The sequence below is a fragment of the Parviterribacter kavangonensis genome (assembly GCF_056863335.1).
Genome location: NZ_JBXPJA010000001.1, coordinates 1,245,953 through 1,260,697, shown reverse-complemented (window position 1 = coordinate 1,260,697; position 14,745 = coordinate 1,245,953). Strand labels below are relative to the sequence as shown.

Below are 14,745 nucleotides of genomic sequence, written 5' to 3'. Positions count from 1 at the left end.
CGCTGCGCGAGCATTGGGCGCCCGCCACATGGCGGCGCCCAATGCGCCTCTGAGCCCATGGCGGAGCACCTCAGGCTCACATCCGTGCACGTCGACCGCGTGAACCGGTTCTCGCTCGACATCGACGAGCTGACGGGGCGGACGTTCTTCTCGATTCCCGTCCGGAACCAGATGGTCGAGTACTCGGAGTTCTACGAGATCCCGCGGGCGACGTTCGATCGGTTCGTCGCGGATCCGTCGCTCGCGCTGGCGTTCGTGGAGCTTGCGCGGAAGCGGCTGCTCGACGCCCTGCTGCTGTTCCCGCCCGGCAGCGACCGCGGAGAGCCGTGACGCCGGCGGCTTGATCGGGCGTTCGGATGATCCGAGAATGCGCCGATGGCCGACCGCATCTCGATCGTCCGCGACTGCTACGACGCGTACGCCAGGGCCGATCGCGACCTCATCGAGGCGCGCATCGCCGACGACTACCGCTTCTGGAGCCCCCACGACGAGGGCATCGACCGCGCCACCTACTTCGAGCGCTGCTGGGCGACGGGCATCGAGCGCCTCGGCGGCTTCGAGCTCGAGCGCATCATCGAGTCCGGCGATGAGGTCGTCGTCACGTACACGGGCACCCGCAAGGACGGCTCGCGCTTCCGCAACACGGAGATCCACACGGTGCCGGGCGAGCAGATGACGAAGACCGAGGTCTACTTCGGGTGGGACCTGTGAGCGACCTGCGCGAGCACCGGGCGGTCGCGCGAGTCGCCGCGGAGCTGCGCGCGGCCGGGCTGGACGGCGCCGCCGACGGGATGCGCGTCCTCGACGACGAGGTGCGGACCGCGGCGAAGGCGGCCGAGGTGCTCGGGGTCGCGCAGGGCGCGATCGTCAACAGCCTCGTCTTCCGACTCGACGACGACGCGCCGCTGCTCGTCCTCATGTCGGGCGCGCACCGGGCCGACCCGGCGGCGCTGGCGCGGGTCGCGGGCGTCGGCGAGGTGCATCGCGCCGACCCCGAGTTCGTGCGCGCGCACGCGGGCCAGGCGATCGGCGGCGTGGCGCCCGTCGGCCATCCCGAGCGGCTGCGCACGATCGTCGACCCTGCGCTCGGCCGGCACGGGACGGTGTGGGCCGCGGCCGGCCACGCGAAGGTGGTGTTCCCGTCGACGTTCGACGAGCTCGTCGTGCTGACGGGCGGGGAACCAGTCGACGTGGCCGCCTGACGCACCACTTGGGGATCCTGAGCGCCGCCCGGGAGCGCATGTTGTGGGATGCCACGGCGGCTCGGAGTCCCGGCGCCCCGGCGGAGCGGCCGCACCGATAGGAACGCACAGCATGTACACGCTCTACGCACTCTGGGGCACGCCGCCCGACACGGACGCCTTCGAGGCCTACTACCACGAGACGCACGCGCCGCTGGCCGCGAAGGTCCCCGGCATCCGCGAGCTCAACCTCGTCAAGACGCCCGACGCGCTCGGCGACGCTGAGTCGATGCACTACCGCGTCGCGGAGCTCGTCTTCGACAGCAAGGAGGCGCTCGACGAGGCGCAGCAGACGCCCGAGTGGGAGGCGCTCGTCGCCGACGCCGGCCTCATGGTCGAGCGCTTCGACGTGACGCTCGGCAACGCGGGCGGCGAGCGCGTCGACGGGCTGCGCGCCTAGCGCTTCTTGCGCACGATCCGGAACGTCAGCGAGCGCGCCTTCGAGACGTTGCCCGCGGCGTCGGTGACGACGAACGTGGCGGTGTAGCGGCCGGGCTTGAGCTTGCGGCCCTTCACCTTCCCGGTGAACTTCACGCGCACCGGCCCGGCCGCCAGGCCGCGGCGCGTGATCCGGGTCACGACGAGACGCCGCGTGCAGCGCTTCGCGCGCCGGTTCCTGCGCGTCGGCTTGACGCAGCGCCGGCCGGCCTTGCGCCCCGGGGCGCCGCGGGTGATGACGATCCGCAGCGTTCCGGGCTCGGACAGCGACAGCGCGAACGTCGTGCCCTTGCCGGCGACGAACGCCTTGCTCGACAGCCGCAGCCCGCTGACCAGCGGCGCGACGGTGTCGGGCGGCGTCGTGCCCGGTGGCGGGGTTCCGCCGCCGGACGGCGGCGCCGGCGGAGGCGAGCCGCCGCCCGGGACGGCGCGTTCGGCGATGACCGCGGTCGGCGCCGTGTCGACCTCGACCGAGTGCGGCAGGTGGTTGTCGATCCCGTCGTCGGTCAGGTCGCCGTTCACGTCCGCGGTGACGCGCATGCGGATCGTCGAGCCGACGTCGCCGGCGCGGACGACGTACGTCGATCCGTCCTCGAGGTCGGTGCTCGCCACCTTCTGGATGTACGAGCACGCGTTGCCGGCGGCGTCGCAGCGCACCCAGCGCTTCTTGAAGTCGGTCGTCGGGTCCTTCCAGCCGCCGACGTCGCCGGCCAGGGTCTCGCCGACGAAGGGCTCGCCGGAGATCGACGGCGCCTGCGACTTCGGCGCGCCGCCCGGCGTGTCGGGCGGTAGCGGGTCGGCGATCGCGGCGGGGGCGGAGATCACGAAGTAGGACGTCCCCGAGGTGAGCTCGGTGGCGCCGGACGCGTTCGTGCCGCGCACCCGGACGCGCAGGTAGTGCGAGCCGTCGGCCGGCGTCAGCGTGTAGGTGCGCGACGTCGCGCCCGGGATCTCGTTGCAGTCGAGCCCGCCGGACTCGCAGCGCAGCCACCGCCAGGTCTCCGAGTCGGCCGGCGGGTTGAACCACTCGTCGCGATTGGGGAGCGAGGGCGTCGTCCCGTCGGTCGCACGCATCGTATCGCCGACCTCCGGCGACGTCGTCTCGCCCGGCGACAGCACCTCGATCCCGGGCGGGAACACCTGGTTCGCGCCGGGGACGTTGCCGGGATTGGCGGTGGTGACCGCCGTGATCGCGCTGTAGCGCTCGACCACCCCGAACGTCGGCGCCGGGTTCTCCGCGGTGATCCTCAGCCGGAAGCGGTAGCCGTTCGTGAAGTCCGCCGCGCGGACGAGGTACGTCGTCTCCTCGGCGTCGGCGATGTTCGAGCAGCTGCCGTGCGTGGTCCCGGTGCAGCGCTGCCACTGGTACGAGTAGTCCTTCAGGTCGGTGCCGGTCCACGTGCCGTTGAGGCCGGTGAGCGTCTTGCCCTCCTGCACGGTCCCGGTGATGCGGGGGCAGTTCGCCGTCGTGTTCGTCGTGTTGTCGAGCGGGCAGGCGCTGTCCGGCGGGGAGAACCCGAGGAAGTAGCCGCCGTTGGACTGGGTCCCCGCGATGAGGCCGAGCGCGCCGGCGCCGGGAATGACCGGCGGCGTCAGCGCCCAGAGGATGACGTTCGGCGACAGGCCGTTCTGCGTGACCGCCTTCCACTTCGGCGCCGGCGGGACTGCGGGCGGGGTGGGGTTGTCCATCAGCGCGTGCCACAGCCCGTTCTCCGTCGCCGCGTAGAGGTGCGCGCCCTGCGACGCGGTGAAGATGTGGAACCCGCGCGCGCGGACGGCGCTGAGCCCGTCGTTGATGGGCGACCACGTCAGGCCGGCGTTCAGCGAGCGGTAGATCCCGTTCGAGCCCGTCGAGGTGAAGAGCACCTGCGGGCGCTGGGGGTAGACCCACGTCGTGATCGGCGAGGCGCTGCCGGGGATACCGTCGCTCAGCCGCGTCCACGTCGACCCGCCGTTGGTCGACAGGTAGACGCCGCTGCCGCCGGTCGCGTAGACGAAGCCCGGCACGTTCTCCGTCAGCCCGTAGATCGTCTCGCTGGCGGGCATGCCGTTGTTGACGGGCGGCGGCTGCCACGTCTCGCCGCCGTCGCCGCTCTTGTAGACGCCGCCGGAGAAGACGCCGGCGAGCATCGTGCTCGACCCGGTCAGGCTGACGAGCGCCTGCACGCTCTCGTTGAGCTTCTTCGGGTTCGCCGGGTCGTCCTCGGGGCCCTGCGCGACCGGCTGCCAGGCGCCGCCCGTCGACTTGAACAGTCCGAGGTCCGTGCCCGCCCACACCGTGGTCCCGGTGCTCGACGTCAGCAGCGCGCGGACGTTCGTGATGAGCGGGTTCGCGAAGCCGGCGTTGAACGCCGACCACGACACGCCGCCGTTCGTGCTCTTGAAGACGCCGCCGCCCTCGAGCCCCGCGTAGACGACGTTCGGCGGCGTGCTGTAGGCGATCGCGCGGACCCACTGCGCGCCCGCGGCGTCGTTGAGCCCGGGCAGGCCGTACCACTGGTCGGGCGGGTAGGGGAGAGCGGCGTTCGCACGCGGTGCGATGAGCAACGCGGCGAGCACCCCGACCAGGAGGGCCGGACGCAAAGGGCCTCGCATGGCGCGACACTACACGGACCACGTGACGATGTGGACAAGCTCCGGTGGACGGCGTAGCGTCGCACCGACCTACTCCGAGGAGCGGACCGATGGACACTTACGTCATCCTGCGGCGCGACGGCTGGAAGACCGGCGAGGACCTCGAGCGCGCGGCGCAGCGCAGCACCGAGGTGGGCGACACGATGCCCGACGACGTGCGCTGGATCCGCAGCTACGTGCTCGCGGAGGACTCGGGCGCGGTCGGCACCGTGTGCATCTACCAGGCGTCGAGCCGCGAGGCGATCGAGCGCCACGCCCGCGAGGCCGAGCTGCCCGTCGACGAGATCATCAAGGTCGCCGACACGGTGATCGTGCGCGACGATCCGGTCGCGGCCGCCAGCTGAGCCGTCTGCCGCGCGGCGAGTAGGGTCGCCCCGTGCGCCCCCTCCTCGCCGCGTTGCTCGCCGTGCTCGCCGCCGCGGCGCCCGCCTCGGCCGCCGACCGCTTCCCGAAGGGCTTCCTCTGGGGCACGGCGACCGCCGGCTTCCAGGTCGAGGCCGGCGGCACGCCGTCGAACGCGGACCGGCGCAGCGACTGGTGGGCGTTCACGACCGACCCGGGTCTCATCCGCGACGGCGTCGTCAGCGGCGACCGTCCCGACCGCGGCCCGGGCTTCTGGCGGACATGGCGCGGCGACCTCGACCGCGCGCGGATGCGGCTGCACACGAACGCGATCCGGCTCGGCATCGAATGGAGCCGCATCTTCCCCCGGACGACCGCCGGCGTGGGGACCGGGAGCAGCGTGTCGCGGACCGAGCTGCGGCGCCTGGACCGGCTGGCCGACCGCGCCGCGGTGCGGCACTACGCGCGGATCCTCCGCGGCGCCCGGCAGCGCGGCCTGCGCGTGATGCTCACGCTCAACCACTTCACGCTGCCGATCTGGGTCCACGACCCGATCGCGCTGCGGCGCGCGTTCGCCGGGCGCGGCGCGGACCAGCCCCCGCCGCCCGGGCTGACGAAGGCCGGCTGGCTCGACCGCACCACGATCAGGGAGTTCCGCAAGTTCGCCGCCTACGCGGCGTGGAAGTTCGGCGGGGACGTCGACCTCTGGGCCACGCTGAACGAGCCGCTCGTGACCGCGTCGCAGGGGTTCGCCTCGATCCCCGGCGTGACCGGGGTCAAGGCGCCCGCGGTGCTGTCGTTCCCGTCGTCGATCGTCGCGGTGATCAACCAGGCGCTCGCCAACGCGGCGGCGTACGACGCGATCCACGCCCACGACCGGCGAGCGAAGGTCGGCGTCGTCGTGAACATGGTCGACTGGCGGCCGAACGACCCGACGCGCCCCGAGGACGCCGTCGCCGCGAGGCACGCCGACCAGATCTTCAACCGCTCGTTCCTCGACGCCGCGGTCGGCGGCTGGTACGACGCCGACGCGGACGGGCAGCGCGATGCCGGCGAGGTGCGCGCGTCGCTGCGCGGCAAGGCGGACTGGATCGGCGTCAACCACTACTCGCCCGGGCGCGCGGAGGCGCTCGCCGCGCCCGTGTCGGCGCGCGTGCCGCTGTTCGATTTCGTGCCGCACATCGCGTTCCGCGGGACGAGCAACCCGAACGGCCCGCCGTGCCCGACGACGTGCACCGACTTCGGCTGGGAGATCGACCCGGCCGGCCTGCACGCCGTCGTCGCCGAGGCGGCGACCTACGGCCGGCCGGTCTACGTCACCGAGAACGGCATCGACGACGCCGACGACGACCAGCGCGGCGCGTACCTGCGCGGCTACCTCCACGCGCTGAAGGGCGCGATCGACGACGGGGTCGACGTCCGCGGCTACTTCCACTGGTCGCTGCTCGACAACTTCGAGTGGGCCGAGGGCTTCAAGGCGAAGTTCGGCCTCTACGCGTTCGACCCCGGGACGCTGCGGCGCACCGAGCGCCCCAGCGCGCGGCTGTTCGCGCAGATCGCGCGCACCGGCGTCGTCCCGTAGCGCTACTGCGAGAGCGCCTGAGCGGGGCGTAGCGCGCTCGCGCCTGCGCCGAGCGTCAGCAGCGCGGCGACCGCCGCGCCGATGCCGGTCACCGCGAGCGCGGCAGCGGGGGAGGCCGCGGCGACGAGCTGGCCGGCGATGGCGCTGCCGATCGCGAGGCCCGCGCTCATCCCCGTCGAGGTCCATGTGAACGCCTCGGTCAGCGTGCCTGGCGCGACGACCTTGTCGAGCAACCCGTTCACGCACACGAACGTCGGCGCGATCGTCATGCCGGCGAGCAGAAGCAGGAGGGCGTAGGCCTCGGGCGAGCGTGCGACCGCGACGAACCCGTGGGCGAGGGTCCACGCGAGCAGCAGCCCGACGAGCCGCCGGTGCGGATCGGCGGCGGGTCCGATCCGGGCGACGGCGACGCCGCCGAGCATCGACCCGAGGCCCCACGCCGCGAGCACGAGCCCGACCGCGCCCTTCGCGTGCGCGTCCTCGAGCCCGGCGGGGACCGCGACCTCAACCGCGCCGACGGTGCAGCCGGCGAGCACGAAGACGCTCGCCAGCAGCCGCACCGCCGGGTTGGCGAGCGCGCCCGCGAGCCCGGTGACCCGCTCGGGGTGGGGCAGCCAACCGCGCGAGGCGCGGCGCAGGGAGAAAGCGAGATCGCCCACGAGGACGAAGGCGCCGCACGCGGCGATCGCGGCGCGCAGCGACCACGCCCCGATGCCCGCGACGATGGCGACCGGACCGCAGATGTAGACGACCTCGAGGACGATGCTCTCCATCGCATAGGCCTGCTGGCGCAGCCGGTCGCTGCCCAGCAGCTCGGGCCACAGCGCGCGCATGCAGGCGCCGACCGGCGGCTGGGCGGCGCCCGCGAGGGCGCCGAGCGCGGCGATCGCCACGGTCGGCGCGGAGTCGGGCAGCGCGGCGAGGCCGAACATCGCCGCGGCCGAGACGAGGCAGCCGGCGCGCAGGACGAGCGTCTGCCCGCGCCGGTCGATCAACCGCGCGAGGACCGGGCTAGAGAAGCCGTAGGCGATCGCGTACGCGCCGGCGGCGATGCCGCTCGACGCGTACGAACCGCTCAGCTCCCGGGTGTGGAGGACGATGAGCAGCCCGAAGGCGCCCATCGGCAGCCTCGCCACGCACGACGCCAGGAACAGCGCCGGCACGCCCTTGACCCGGAAGACCTCACGCACCCGCCCGACGGTAGCCGCCGGGCAGGTGCGTCCATCGGCTACTCCCTGCTCAGGGCGAAGAAGTAGACGAGCTGGCCGAGGGCGGCGACGAACCCGGCGACGTAGGTGAGGGCGGCCGCGTTGAGCACGGCGCGGGCCCCCGGCACCTCGTCGGCGGCGAGCAGGCCGCCGTCCTGGAGCGCGACGAGGGCGCGCTTGGACGCGTCGAACTCGACGGGCAGGGTGACGAGCTGGAACAGCACGATCGCGGCGAAGAGGATCAAGCCGACCTGGATGAGCCCGGCGATGCCGAGGATCAGGCCCAGGAACACCGGCAGGAACCACAGCGACTGGCCGATCGTCGCCGCCGGGACGAGCGTCTGGCGGATCCGCATCGGCACGTAGCGGCGCGCGTCCTGGATGGCGTGGCCCGCCTCGTGGGCGGCGACGCCGAGCGCCGCCAGCGACGACGCCTCGCCGACGTCCCGGCTGAGGTTGAGCGTCCGGTTCCGCGGGTCGTAGTGGTCGGTCAGCTGCCCGTCGACGGGCCGGATCTCGAGGTTCGGCAGACCGGACGAGCGCAGCACCGCGGCGGCGGCCTGCGCGCCGCTCATGCCGTTGCGCGGCGCGACCTGCGAGTACTTCGCGAACGTGCGCTTCACGCGCATCTGCGCCCACAGCCCGAAGGCGAGGGGCACGATGGTGCACACGAGGAACAGGGTCATCCCGGACATCTCTGGAGCTGCCTCCGACTGGTCGAATCAACGAGTCGAAGGTTTCTCCGCCCCTCGCGGGGCCTCCGGTCCCGGGCGCTGTGAGGCGCCGTGCTGACGGGATCCGGCCGACGGGATACTTCCCTTCCTGATGCAGTGTAGGGGATGACCGACTTCGCCTCCACGATCGCGGGCGCGTACCGCACGGACGGCCCCGCGGTGGAGCTGGGGCGCGGCGTCCACGACGGGGCGGTCGCCCCCGAGGCGGCGGTGCGGATCCCGCTCGCGATGACCAACCGCCACGGGCTCATCGCGGGCGCGACCGGCACCGGCAAGACGAAGACGCTGCAGGTCATCACCGAGCAGCTGTCCGCCGCGGGCGTGCCGGTCTTCGTCGCGGACGTCAAGGGCGATCTCTCCGGCTTGGCGGCGCCCGGCGATCCCGACCCGGCCAAGCCGGCGGGCAAGCGCGCCGCCGACCTCGGCATCCCGTACGAGCCGGCGGCGTTCCCGGTCGAGTTCCTCTCGCTCGGCGGCCTCGGGCCCGGCGTGCCGGTGCGCGCCACGCTGTCGGACTTCGGGCCGCAGCTGCTCGGCAAGGTGCTCGGGGCGAACGAGACGCAGGAGCAGAGCCTCCAGCTCGTCTTCCACTACGCCGACACGAAGGGCCTGCCGCTGCTCGACCTCAGCGACCTGCGCTCGCTGCTCACGTTCCTGTCGAGCGACGCCGGCAAGGGCGAGCTCGAGGGCATCGGCGGCCTGTCGGGCCAGACCGTCGGCGTGCTGCTGCGGTCGCTGCTGGGTCTCGAGACGGGCGGCGGGACCGAGCTGTTCGGCGAGCCGATGTGGGACGTCACCGACCTGCTGCGCACCGACGAGCAGGGACGGGGCGTCGTCTCGTGCCTGGAGCTCGCCGCGGTCCAGGAGCACCCCGAGCTGTTCTCGACGGCGCTCATGTGGCTGCTCGCGGAGCTGTTCGAGACGCTGCCCGAGGCGGGCGACCTGCCCAAGCCGAAGCTGGTCTTCTTCTTCGACGAGGCGCACCTGCTGTTCGACGGCGCGACCGACGCGTTCCTCGAGGCGATCGAGCGGACCGTGCGGCTCATCCGCTCCAAGGGCGTCGGCGTCTTCTTCGTCACGCAGCAGCCGAAGGACATCCGGCCCGAGGTGCTCGCGCAGCTCGGCAACCGGGTGCAGCACGCGCTGCGGGCGTTCACGCCCGACGACGCGAAGGACCTGCGCGCGACGGTCTCGACGTTCCCGACGTCGCCGTTCTACGACCTCGAGGAGCTGCTGCCGCAACTGGGCATCGGCGAGGCGGCCGTGACGATCCTCAGCGAGTCCGGCGTCCCGACGCCGGTCGTCCACACGCGGCTCGTGCCCCCGCGGTCGCGGATGGCGCCGATCGAGGACGTCGCGGGAGCGGCGGCCGCCTCGCCGCTGCACGCCAAGTACGCCGAGCGGGTGGACAGCGTCTCCGCGCGCGAGCAGCTCGCCGCGCGCACCGAGGCCGCCGCGGAGGAGCGGCCGGTGCCGCCGCCGGAGGCGCCCGCGCCGAAGCGCGAGCGCAAGGAGGCCGGCCGCGCCACGTCCGGCGGCCTGGACCAGCTCGGCGACTTCCTGCAGTCGCGCGAGGGCAAGGCGCTGCAGCGCAAGGTGGTGCGCGGGGTGTTCGGGATGCTCCGCAAGCGCCTCTGATCAGGGTCGCCGCCCATCCCCGGCGCGGGGACCCCGGGGAAGTCCGGGGGGTTCCCCGATGTGCACCTCGAGGCGGAGCGTTGGAATGGCGCCATGCTCCGCTTCAGCCCGGTTGCCGCCGCCGTCGCCGCCGCGATCCTGCTCGTTCCCGCCGCCGCCTCGGCCGACGTCGTCGTCAAGGGGACGGGCGAGCCCGCCTACACCAGCAGCGCGAACAACACCCAATGGGTCGCGTGGTCCAACGGCAACGGGACCTCGGGCTACAAGGTCGAGTTCGACCACTACGTCGATGCCGTGAAGTTCAAGACCGACGGGCCGTACGCGGTCGGGCAGACGGGCTCGACGACCGTGAACTGGACGAACATCAAGCCGACGCCGCTGACCGAGGGCAGCACCTACGGGATCTGCGGGTTCGGGCGCTGGAACGACGGCACCGGGATGTGGTTCCCCGACTTCTCGACGTCGTGCGGCGACGGCGTCAACCGCGGACTGCGGACGTCGACCACGATCGACCGGACGCCGCCGGCGGCGACCGCCGGCCTCCCGGCGTTCACGAAGACGACGACCCTGCCGCTGCACATCGGCTTCACCGACAACCTGGCGGGGCCGTTCCCCGCGAACTTCGTCTGCGTGCAGAAGGGCGCGGCGACCGGCGGGAAGCTGTGCGACGCGGCGGCGGGCTACACGTACGTCCAGTCGCCGGACTGCTCGGACCCGGTGAGCGACTCGCGGACCTCGAACGCGTTCGATTGCACGATCGACGCCTCCGGCGCGGCGGACGGGCCGGTCTCGGTCTGCGTCATGGCGACCGACGCCTCCATCCCCGACAACCCGTCCTCGGACGACCAGCGCGGCAACGCCGCGCAGGCGAACCGGTCGGCCCCCGCCTGCGCGACGACCGTGCTCGACCGCGCCGCGCCGATGGTCTCCGCCGGCGGGCCGACGTTCCTGTACACCGGCGAGGCCGGCGCGTTCGGCGCGCAGGCGATGGACGGCGGCAGCGGCGTCGCAGCCGGGTCGGCGACGTGGACGTGGGGCGACGGCAGCGCGGCGGGCAAGGGCCTCGACGCGACGCACGCCTACGCCGCGCCGGGCACGTACACGGTCAAGCTCTCGATCGCCGACGCCGCCGGCAACGTCGCCGAGACGACGCGGCAGGTGAAGGTCGAGGCGGCGGCGACGCCCGCCACGCCCGCCACGCCGGCGACGCCCGCGACTCCGGCGACTCCGGCCACGCCGGCACAGCCGTCCAAGAGCCCCGCGCTGTCGGTGAAGGCGTCGGTCGCCCGCAAGGGCAAGGCAAAGGTCCTCAAGCTCACCGTCGCGGGGGCGAAGGGCAGCGCGCGCGTCAGCGTCAAGCGCGGCGCGAAGGTCGTCTTGACGAGGCGCCTCGTCTTCCGCGCCGGCAAGGCGACGCTCACCCTGCCGCGCAAGCTCGCGGCCGGGGCCCACGTCGTCGAGGTCACGCTCGGCGCGCGGACGGGCAAGGCGTCGGTGCGCGTCGCCGGCGCGGCGAAGGCCCGCGCCGCCTCGGCGGCCACGCCGGCGCTCGAGACGAAGGGCCTGCGGCCGGTCCTGCCCGGGATCTAGCCCGCTCTTGGGCTGCTCTCGGGCCGCCCGCTCCTATCCTCGGCGCCATGACGACGCGCGTCGCCGTGGTCGGAGCGGGTCCGGCCGGCTTCTACACCACCGATCAGCTCCTCAAGGCGGGCCTGGAGGTCGATCTCTACGACGCCCTCCCGACGCCGTTCGGCCTCGTGCGGGCGGGTGTGGCGCCGGACCACCCGAAGATCAAGTCGGTCACGCGCGTCTACGAGAAGACCGCCGCGCATCCGTCGTTCCGCTTCTTCGGCGGCGTCGAGCTGGGCGAGGACGTCACCCGGGACGAGCTGCTCGAGCGCTACCACGCGGTCGTCTACGCGGTCGGCACGGCGGACGACAACCGGCTCGGGATCCCCGGCGAGGACCGTCCCGGCTCGCACGCCGCCACCGAGTTCGTCGCCTGGTACAACGGCCACCCCCAGTACGCCGATCACGAGTTCGACCTCTCGGCGACGAACGCCGTCGTCATCGGCAACGGGAACGTCGCGATCGACGTCGCGCGGATGCTCGTGCTCGATCCCGACGAGATCTCGATCACGGACACGGCCGACCACGCGATCGACGCGCTCGCGCGCGCGCAGGTCGAGCACGTGACGCTGCTGGGCCGCCGCGGCCCCGCGCAGGCCGCGTTCACGAACCCCGAGCTGCGCGAGCTCGGCGAGCTCAAGCGCTGCGACGTCGTCGTCCACCCCGAGGAGCTCGAGCTCGACGAGCACAGCGCCCGCTGGCTCGAGACCGAGGGCGACGCGACGTCGAAGAAGAACGTGGAGCTGCTGCGCCAGTACGCGGCGAAGGAGCCGGCGCTGGACAAGTCGCACCGGATCGAGCTGCGGTTCCTGCGCTCCCCGCTCGAGGTCATCGGGGAGGGCGAGGACGGCGCGGTCTCCGCGATCCGCGTCGTGCGCAACGAGATCAACGCGGACCTGCGGCCCGTCGCGACGGGCGAGGAAGAGGTGCTCGCCTGCGGGCTGGTGCTGCGGTCGATCGGGTACCGCGGCCGGCCGCTGCCCGGCGTGCCGTTCGACGAGCGGCGCGGGCTCATCCGCAACACGGGCGGCCGCGTGACGAGCGAGGACGGCGAGGCGCTGCCCGGCGAGTACGCCGTCGGCTGGATCAAGCGCGGGCCCAGCGGGGTCATCGGCACCAACAAGAAGGACGCCGCCGACACCGTCGGGCGCGTGATCGAGGACGTCGAGGCCAAGACGCTCAACGAGCCGTCGGTCGAGACCGACGGCGAGCAGATCGAGGCGTGGCTGCGCGACCGCGTGCCCGGCCTCGTGACGTGGGAGGGCTGGAGCGCGATCGACCGGCATGAGACGTCGCTCGGCGAGCCGCAGAACCGGCCGCGCGTCAAGCTCGTCCGCGTGCCCGAGATGATCGCCGTGGCCGAGCGCCGCGGCGCCGGCGTCCCGTAGCGGCGTGTCGCGCCGCGGCGCGCTCGCCGCGAGCGCGATCTTCGTCCTGCTCGGCCCGCTGCTCGAGATGGTCGTCGGGCCGGCGCTGCTGACCGCGGGCTTCGAGACGGGCGACGGGCTGCCATCGGCGCTCCAGCCGGTCGGGGTCGTGCTGATCGTCGCGGGCGTCGCGCTCGTCGCCGCGGCGGTGTGGCAGTTCGCGCACGAGGGCCGCGGGACGCCGTCGCCGGCGCTGCCCGCGCAGACGCTCGTGACGGGCGGCGTGTACCGCTGGACGGCGCACCCGATCTACGCGGGGACGACCGCGGTCATCGCGGGGGAGGGGCTGCTGCTGCGCCGCCCCGTCCTGCTGCTCGCCGCCGCGGCGTACGCGCTGACGTTCGCGATCGTCGTGCGCGTGCACGAGGCGCCGGCGCTGCGCCGGCGCTTCGGCGCGCCTCAGTAGGCCTCGACGGGCGGCGTGTCGTCCGGCCGCGCGCCGATGCGCACGGACGCCGATCGCGCCGTCGAGCCGATCTCGCGGTGCGTGCCGACGGCGCCGAGGCCGATGCGCGGCATGTTCCCGTAGATGGTCTCGTAGTCGCCGGCACGCACGCGGTAGGTCTCGTGCCAGATGCCGACGTCGCCCGATCCGCGGACGGCCTTGTTGAACTCCGTCCACGCCGGCAGGTGGAGGTGGTCGGGGGCGCGCGCGTAGCGCTCGAGGTCCTCGAACGAGCGCCAGTACTGCACGAGCGCGGGGCCGCCGAACATCAGGCCGAAGTTCGCCTTGAGCATCCCGAGCTCGGGCCGCTCCTCGAGCTCCTTGACCATCGGGCGCATCGCCATGAACACGGGCCACCACTTGCGCACCCGAAGCGGCTTGTTGACCCGCATCCCGATGAGGAACACCACGAAGTCGCCGTCGAGCTCGGCGTGGTACCGGCCGGGGAAGACGCTCATGGCGCGACACTACAGAGCCGCGATGTGGTGACATCGCCGGCCTGATCGAGCATCGCTTCACGAGCCGGCTGTGGCAGACGAACGCGGTCATGGTCCGCACGGGCGGGCTGCGCGTGCTCGTCGACGCTCCGGTGCTGCCCGACGAGCTCGCCGCGCTGCCGCGCCCCGACGCGCTGGCGGTGACCCACGCGCACTTCGACCACGTCCTGGGCCGGGCGCAGTTCCCCGACCTGCCGGTGTGGGCGGGTCCGAAGACGATGGAGGCGCTGCGTTCCGGCGTCTGGCGGGACGAGCTGCGGGAGTCCGACGCCGAGCTCTACGTCGACCGGCTCGGCGAACCGGACTTCTCCGACGTCGCCGACGTGCCGTGCGACCTGTTCGCGGTCATCCAGGCCGACGGCCACGCCGCGGACGGGTCGGCGCTGTGGATCGGCGACGTGCTGCTGCTCGGCGACTACCTCATCGAGATCGAGATCCCGCTCGTCTCGGCCGCCGGCTCGCCCGAGGCGTACCTCGACACGCTCGACCGGCTGCGGCCGATCGTCCAGCGCAGCGAGACGATCGTGCCCGGGCACGGGCCGGTCATCGACCGCAGTCGTGCGCTGGAGCTGCTCGACCTCGACCGGCGCTACGTCAGCGACCTGCGAGCGGGCCCGCTGCGCGGCCCGCGGACGCACCGCCAGCGCCGGATCCACGAGGACAACGTCCGCAAGCACGTGGGTTGAACGCGAACGTCCGGTTGAAAGTCAGGAAAAGATGTGTTTGGACTGACGCACCGTCGGCAATACCACCATCACAACCCAGCGGGCCCGGCTTCGGCGCACATATCCCCCCAGCCCCGAGCCCGCCGCGAGCCCCCACAGGGCGGAACCCGAAGGGGCTCGCACATGTCGTAGAGCGCCCCGCTCCCCCGGAGGAGCGGGGCGCTTTGCGTTTAACCGCCACCTTCGGCTGCGCTGTTGCCCGGGC

General features: G+C 73.1%; 15 protein-coding genes. 11 read left to right on the top strand and 4 right to left on the bottom strand.

Features of this window, described 5'->3' with window-relative positions; translation table 11 throughout:
• Positions 1–57: 57 nt before the first annotated feature.
• The 4 genes from AC1UE4_RS06505 (at position 58) to AC1UE4_RS06490 (ending at position 1,641) form a co-directional block, all read left to right on the top strand.
• The gene (locus AC1UE4_RS06505) at positions 58–330 is read left to right on the top strand and encodes a hypothetical protein (protein WP_482916406.1); all 273 of its coding nucleotides are present in this window, start codon (positions 58–60) and stop codon (positions 328–330) included.
• Between the two features lie 45 nt (positions 331–375).
• The gene (locus AC1UE4_RS06500; protein ID WP_482916405.1) at positions 376–711 is read left to right on the top strand and encodes a nuclear transport factor 2 family protein; all 336 of its coding nucleotides are present in this window, start codon (positions 376–378) and stop codon (positions 709–711) included.
• Positions 708–1,202, top strand: a complete 495-nt coding sequence (locus tag AC1UE4_RS06495; protein ID WP_482916404.1) for a YbaK/EbsC family protein — start codon at positions 708–710, stop codon at positions 1,200–1,202. Before AC1UE4_RS06500 ends, AC1UE4_RS06495 begins: the two co-directional genes overlap by 4 nt.
• A 112-nt stretch (positions 1,203–1,314) precedes the next feature.
• A complete protein-coding gene (locus AC1UE4_RS06490) occupies positions 1,315–1,641 on the top strand; it encodes an EthD family reductase (RefSeq protein ID WP_482916403.1) in 327 nt (108 codons plus the stop codon).
• Here the strand turns inward: AC1UE4_RS06490 and AC1UE4_RS06485 are convergent.
• The gene (locus AC1UE4_RS06485; RefSeq protein ID WP_482916402.1) at positions 1,638–4,274 is read right to left on the bottom strand and encodes a WD40/YVTN/BNR-like repeat-containing protein; all 2,637 of its coding nucleotides are present in this window, start codon (positions 4,272–4,274) and stop codon (positions 1,638–1,640) included. The two genes, AC1UE4_RS06490 and AC1UE4_RS06485, sit on opposite strands and share 4 nt — an antisense overlap.
• An 89-nt stretch (positions 4,275–4,363) precedes the next feature.
• On the opposite strand from AC1UE4_RS06485, the gene AC1UE4_RS06480 reads away from it, so the two are divergent.
• Together AC1UE4_RS06480 and AC1UE4_RS06475 are read left to right on the top strand one after the other, a co-directional pair.
• The gene (locus AC1UE4_RS06480) at positions 4,364–4,657 is read left to right on the top strand and encodes a DUF4242 domain-containing protein (RefSeq protein WP_482916401.1); all 294 of its coding nucleotides are present in this window, start codon (positions 4,364–4,366) and stop codon (positions 4,655–4,657) included.
• A 32-nt stretch (positions 4,658–4,689) separates the two neighbouring features.
• Positions 4,690–6,237: a family 1 glycosylhydrolase gene (locus AC1UE4_RS06475; RefSeq protein WP_482916400.1), complete on the top strand. Its 1,548-nt coding sequence runs from the start codon at positions 4,690–4,692 to the stop codon at positions 6,235–6,237.
• Positions 6,238–6,239: 2 nt separating this feature from the next.
• On the opposite strand, the gene AC1UE4_RS06470 is transcribed toward AC1UE4_RS06475, so the two are convergent.
• Positions 6,240–7,427 (bottom strand): MFS transporter, encoded by a 1,188-nt coding sequence (locus AC1UE4_RS06470; RefSeq protein ID WP_482916399.1) that lies wholly within the window; start codon positions 7,425–7,427, stop codon positions 6,240–6,242.
• A gap of 38 nt (positions 7,428–7,465) precedes the next feature.
• Complete coding sequence (locus AC1UE4_RS06465) at positions 7,466–8,131, bottom strand: zinc metallopeptidase (RefSeq protein ID WP_482916398.1); 666 nt, start codon at positions 8,129–8,131, stop codon at positions 7,466–7,468.
• Positions 8,132–8,284: 153 nt separating this feature from the next.
• On the opposite strand from AC1UE4_RS06465, the gene AC1UE4_RS06460 reads away from it, so the two are divergent.
• From AC1UE4_RS06460 to AC1UE4_RS06445, 4 genes are all read left to right on the top strand, one after another.
• The gene (locus AC1UE4_RS06460; protein WP_482916397.1) at positions 8,285–9,817 is read left to right on the top strand and encodes a helicase HerA-like domain-containing protein; all 1,533 of its coding nucleotides are present in this window, start codon (positions 8,285–8,287) and stop codon (positions 9,815–9,817) included.
• Positions 9,818–9,910: 93 nt separating this feature from the next.
• Positions 9,911–11,407, top strand: a complete 1,497-nt coding sequence (locus AC1UE4_RS06455; protein WP_482916396.1) for a PKD domain-containing protein — start codon at positions 9,911–9,913, stop codon at positions 11,405–11,407.
• A gap of 47 nt (positions 11,408–11,454) precedes the next feature.
• A complete protein-coding gene (locus tag AC1UE4_RS06450) occupies positions 11,455–12,834 on the top strand; it encodes an FAD-dependent oxidoreductase (RefSeq protein WP_482916395.1) in 1,380 nt (459 codons plus the stop codon).
• Positions 12,835–12,838: 4 nt separating this feature from the next.
• Complete coding sequence (locus AC1UE4_RS06445) at positions 12,839–13,279, top strand: methyltransferase (RefSeq protein ID WP_482916394.1); 441 nt, start codon at positions 12,839–12,841, stop codon at positions 13,277–13,279.
• Here AC1UE4_RS06445 and AC1UE4_RS06440 read toward each other — a convergent pair.
• Entirely contained in the window at positions 13,273–13,776 is a 504-nt protein-coding gene (locus AC1UE4_RS06440) for a DUF4188 domain-containing protein (protein ID WP_482916393.1), read from the bottom strand. The genes AC1UE4_RS06445 and AC1UE4_RS06440 overlap by 7 nt on opposite strands.
• Before the next feature lie 32 nt (positions 13,777–13,808).
• Between AC1UE4_RS06440 and AC1UE4_RS06435 the strand changes: the two genes are divergently transcribed.
• On the top strand, positions 13,809–14,501 hold the full coding sequence (locus AC1UE4_RS06435; protein WP_482918213.1) for an MBL fold metallo-hydrolase: 693 nt from the start codon (positions 13,809–13,811) through the stop codon (positions 14,499–14,501).
• Positions 14,502–14,745: the final 244 nt, after the last annotated feature.

What these genes read in the sequence shown, in the direction of transcription:
- AC1UE4_RS06505 (WP_482916406.1), top strand. Translation starts at nt 58, where the DNA reads ATGGCGGAGCACCTCAGGCTCACATCCGTGCACGTCGACCGCGTGAAC.
- AC1UE4_RS06500 (WP_482916405.1), top strand. Translation starts at nt 376, where the DNA reads ATGGCCGACCGCATCTCGATCGTCCGCGACTGCTACGACGCGTACGCC.
- AC1UE4_RS06490 (WP_482916403.1), top strand. Translation starts at nt 1,315, where the DNA reads ATGTACACGCTCTACGCACTCTGGGGCACGCCGCCCGACACGGACGCC.
- AC1UE4_RS06485 (WP_482916402.1), bottom strand. Translation starts at nt 4,274, where the DNA reads ATGCGAGGCCCTTTGCGTCCGGCCCTCCTGGTCGGGGTGCTCGCCGCG.
- AC1UE4_RS06480 (WP_482916401.1), top strand. Translation starts at nt 4,364, where the DNA reads ATGGACACTTACGTCATCCTGCGGCGCGACGGCTGGAAGACCGGCGAG.
- AC1UE4_RS06465 (WP_482916398.1), bottom strand. Translation starts at nt 8,131, where the DNA reads ATGACCCTGTTCCTCGTGTGCACCATCGTGCCCCTCGCCTTCGGGCTG.
- AC1UE4_RS06460 (WP_482916397.1), top strand. Translation starts at nt 8,285, where the DNA reads ATGACCGACTTCGCCTCCACGATCGCGGGCGCGTACCGCACGGACGGC.
- AC1UE4_RS06455 (WP_482916396.1), top strand. Translation starts at nt 9,911, where the DNA reads ATGCTCCGCTTCAGCCCGGTTGCCGCCGCCGTCGCCGCCGCGATCCTG.
- AC1UE4_RS06450 (WP_482916395.1), top strand. Translation starts at nt 11,455, where the DNA reads ATGACGACGCGCGTCGCCGTGGTCGGAGCGGGTCCGGCCGGCTTCTAC.
- AC1UE4_RS06440 (WP_482916393.1), bottom strand. Translation starts at nt 13,776, where the DNA reads ATGAGCGTCTTCCCCGGCCGGTACCACGCCGAGCTCGACGGCGACTTC.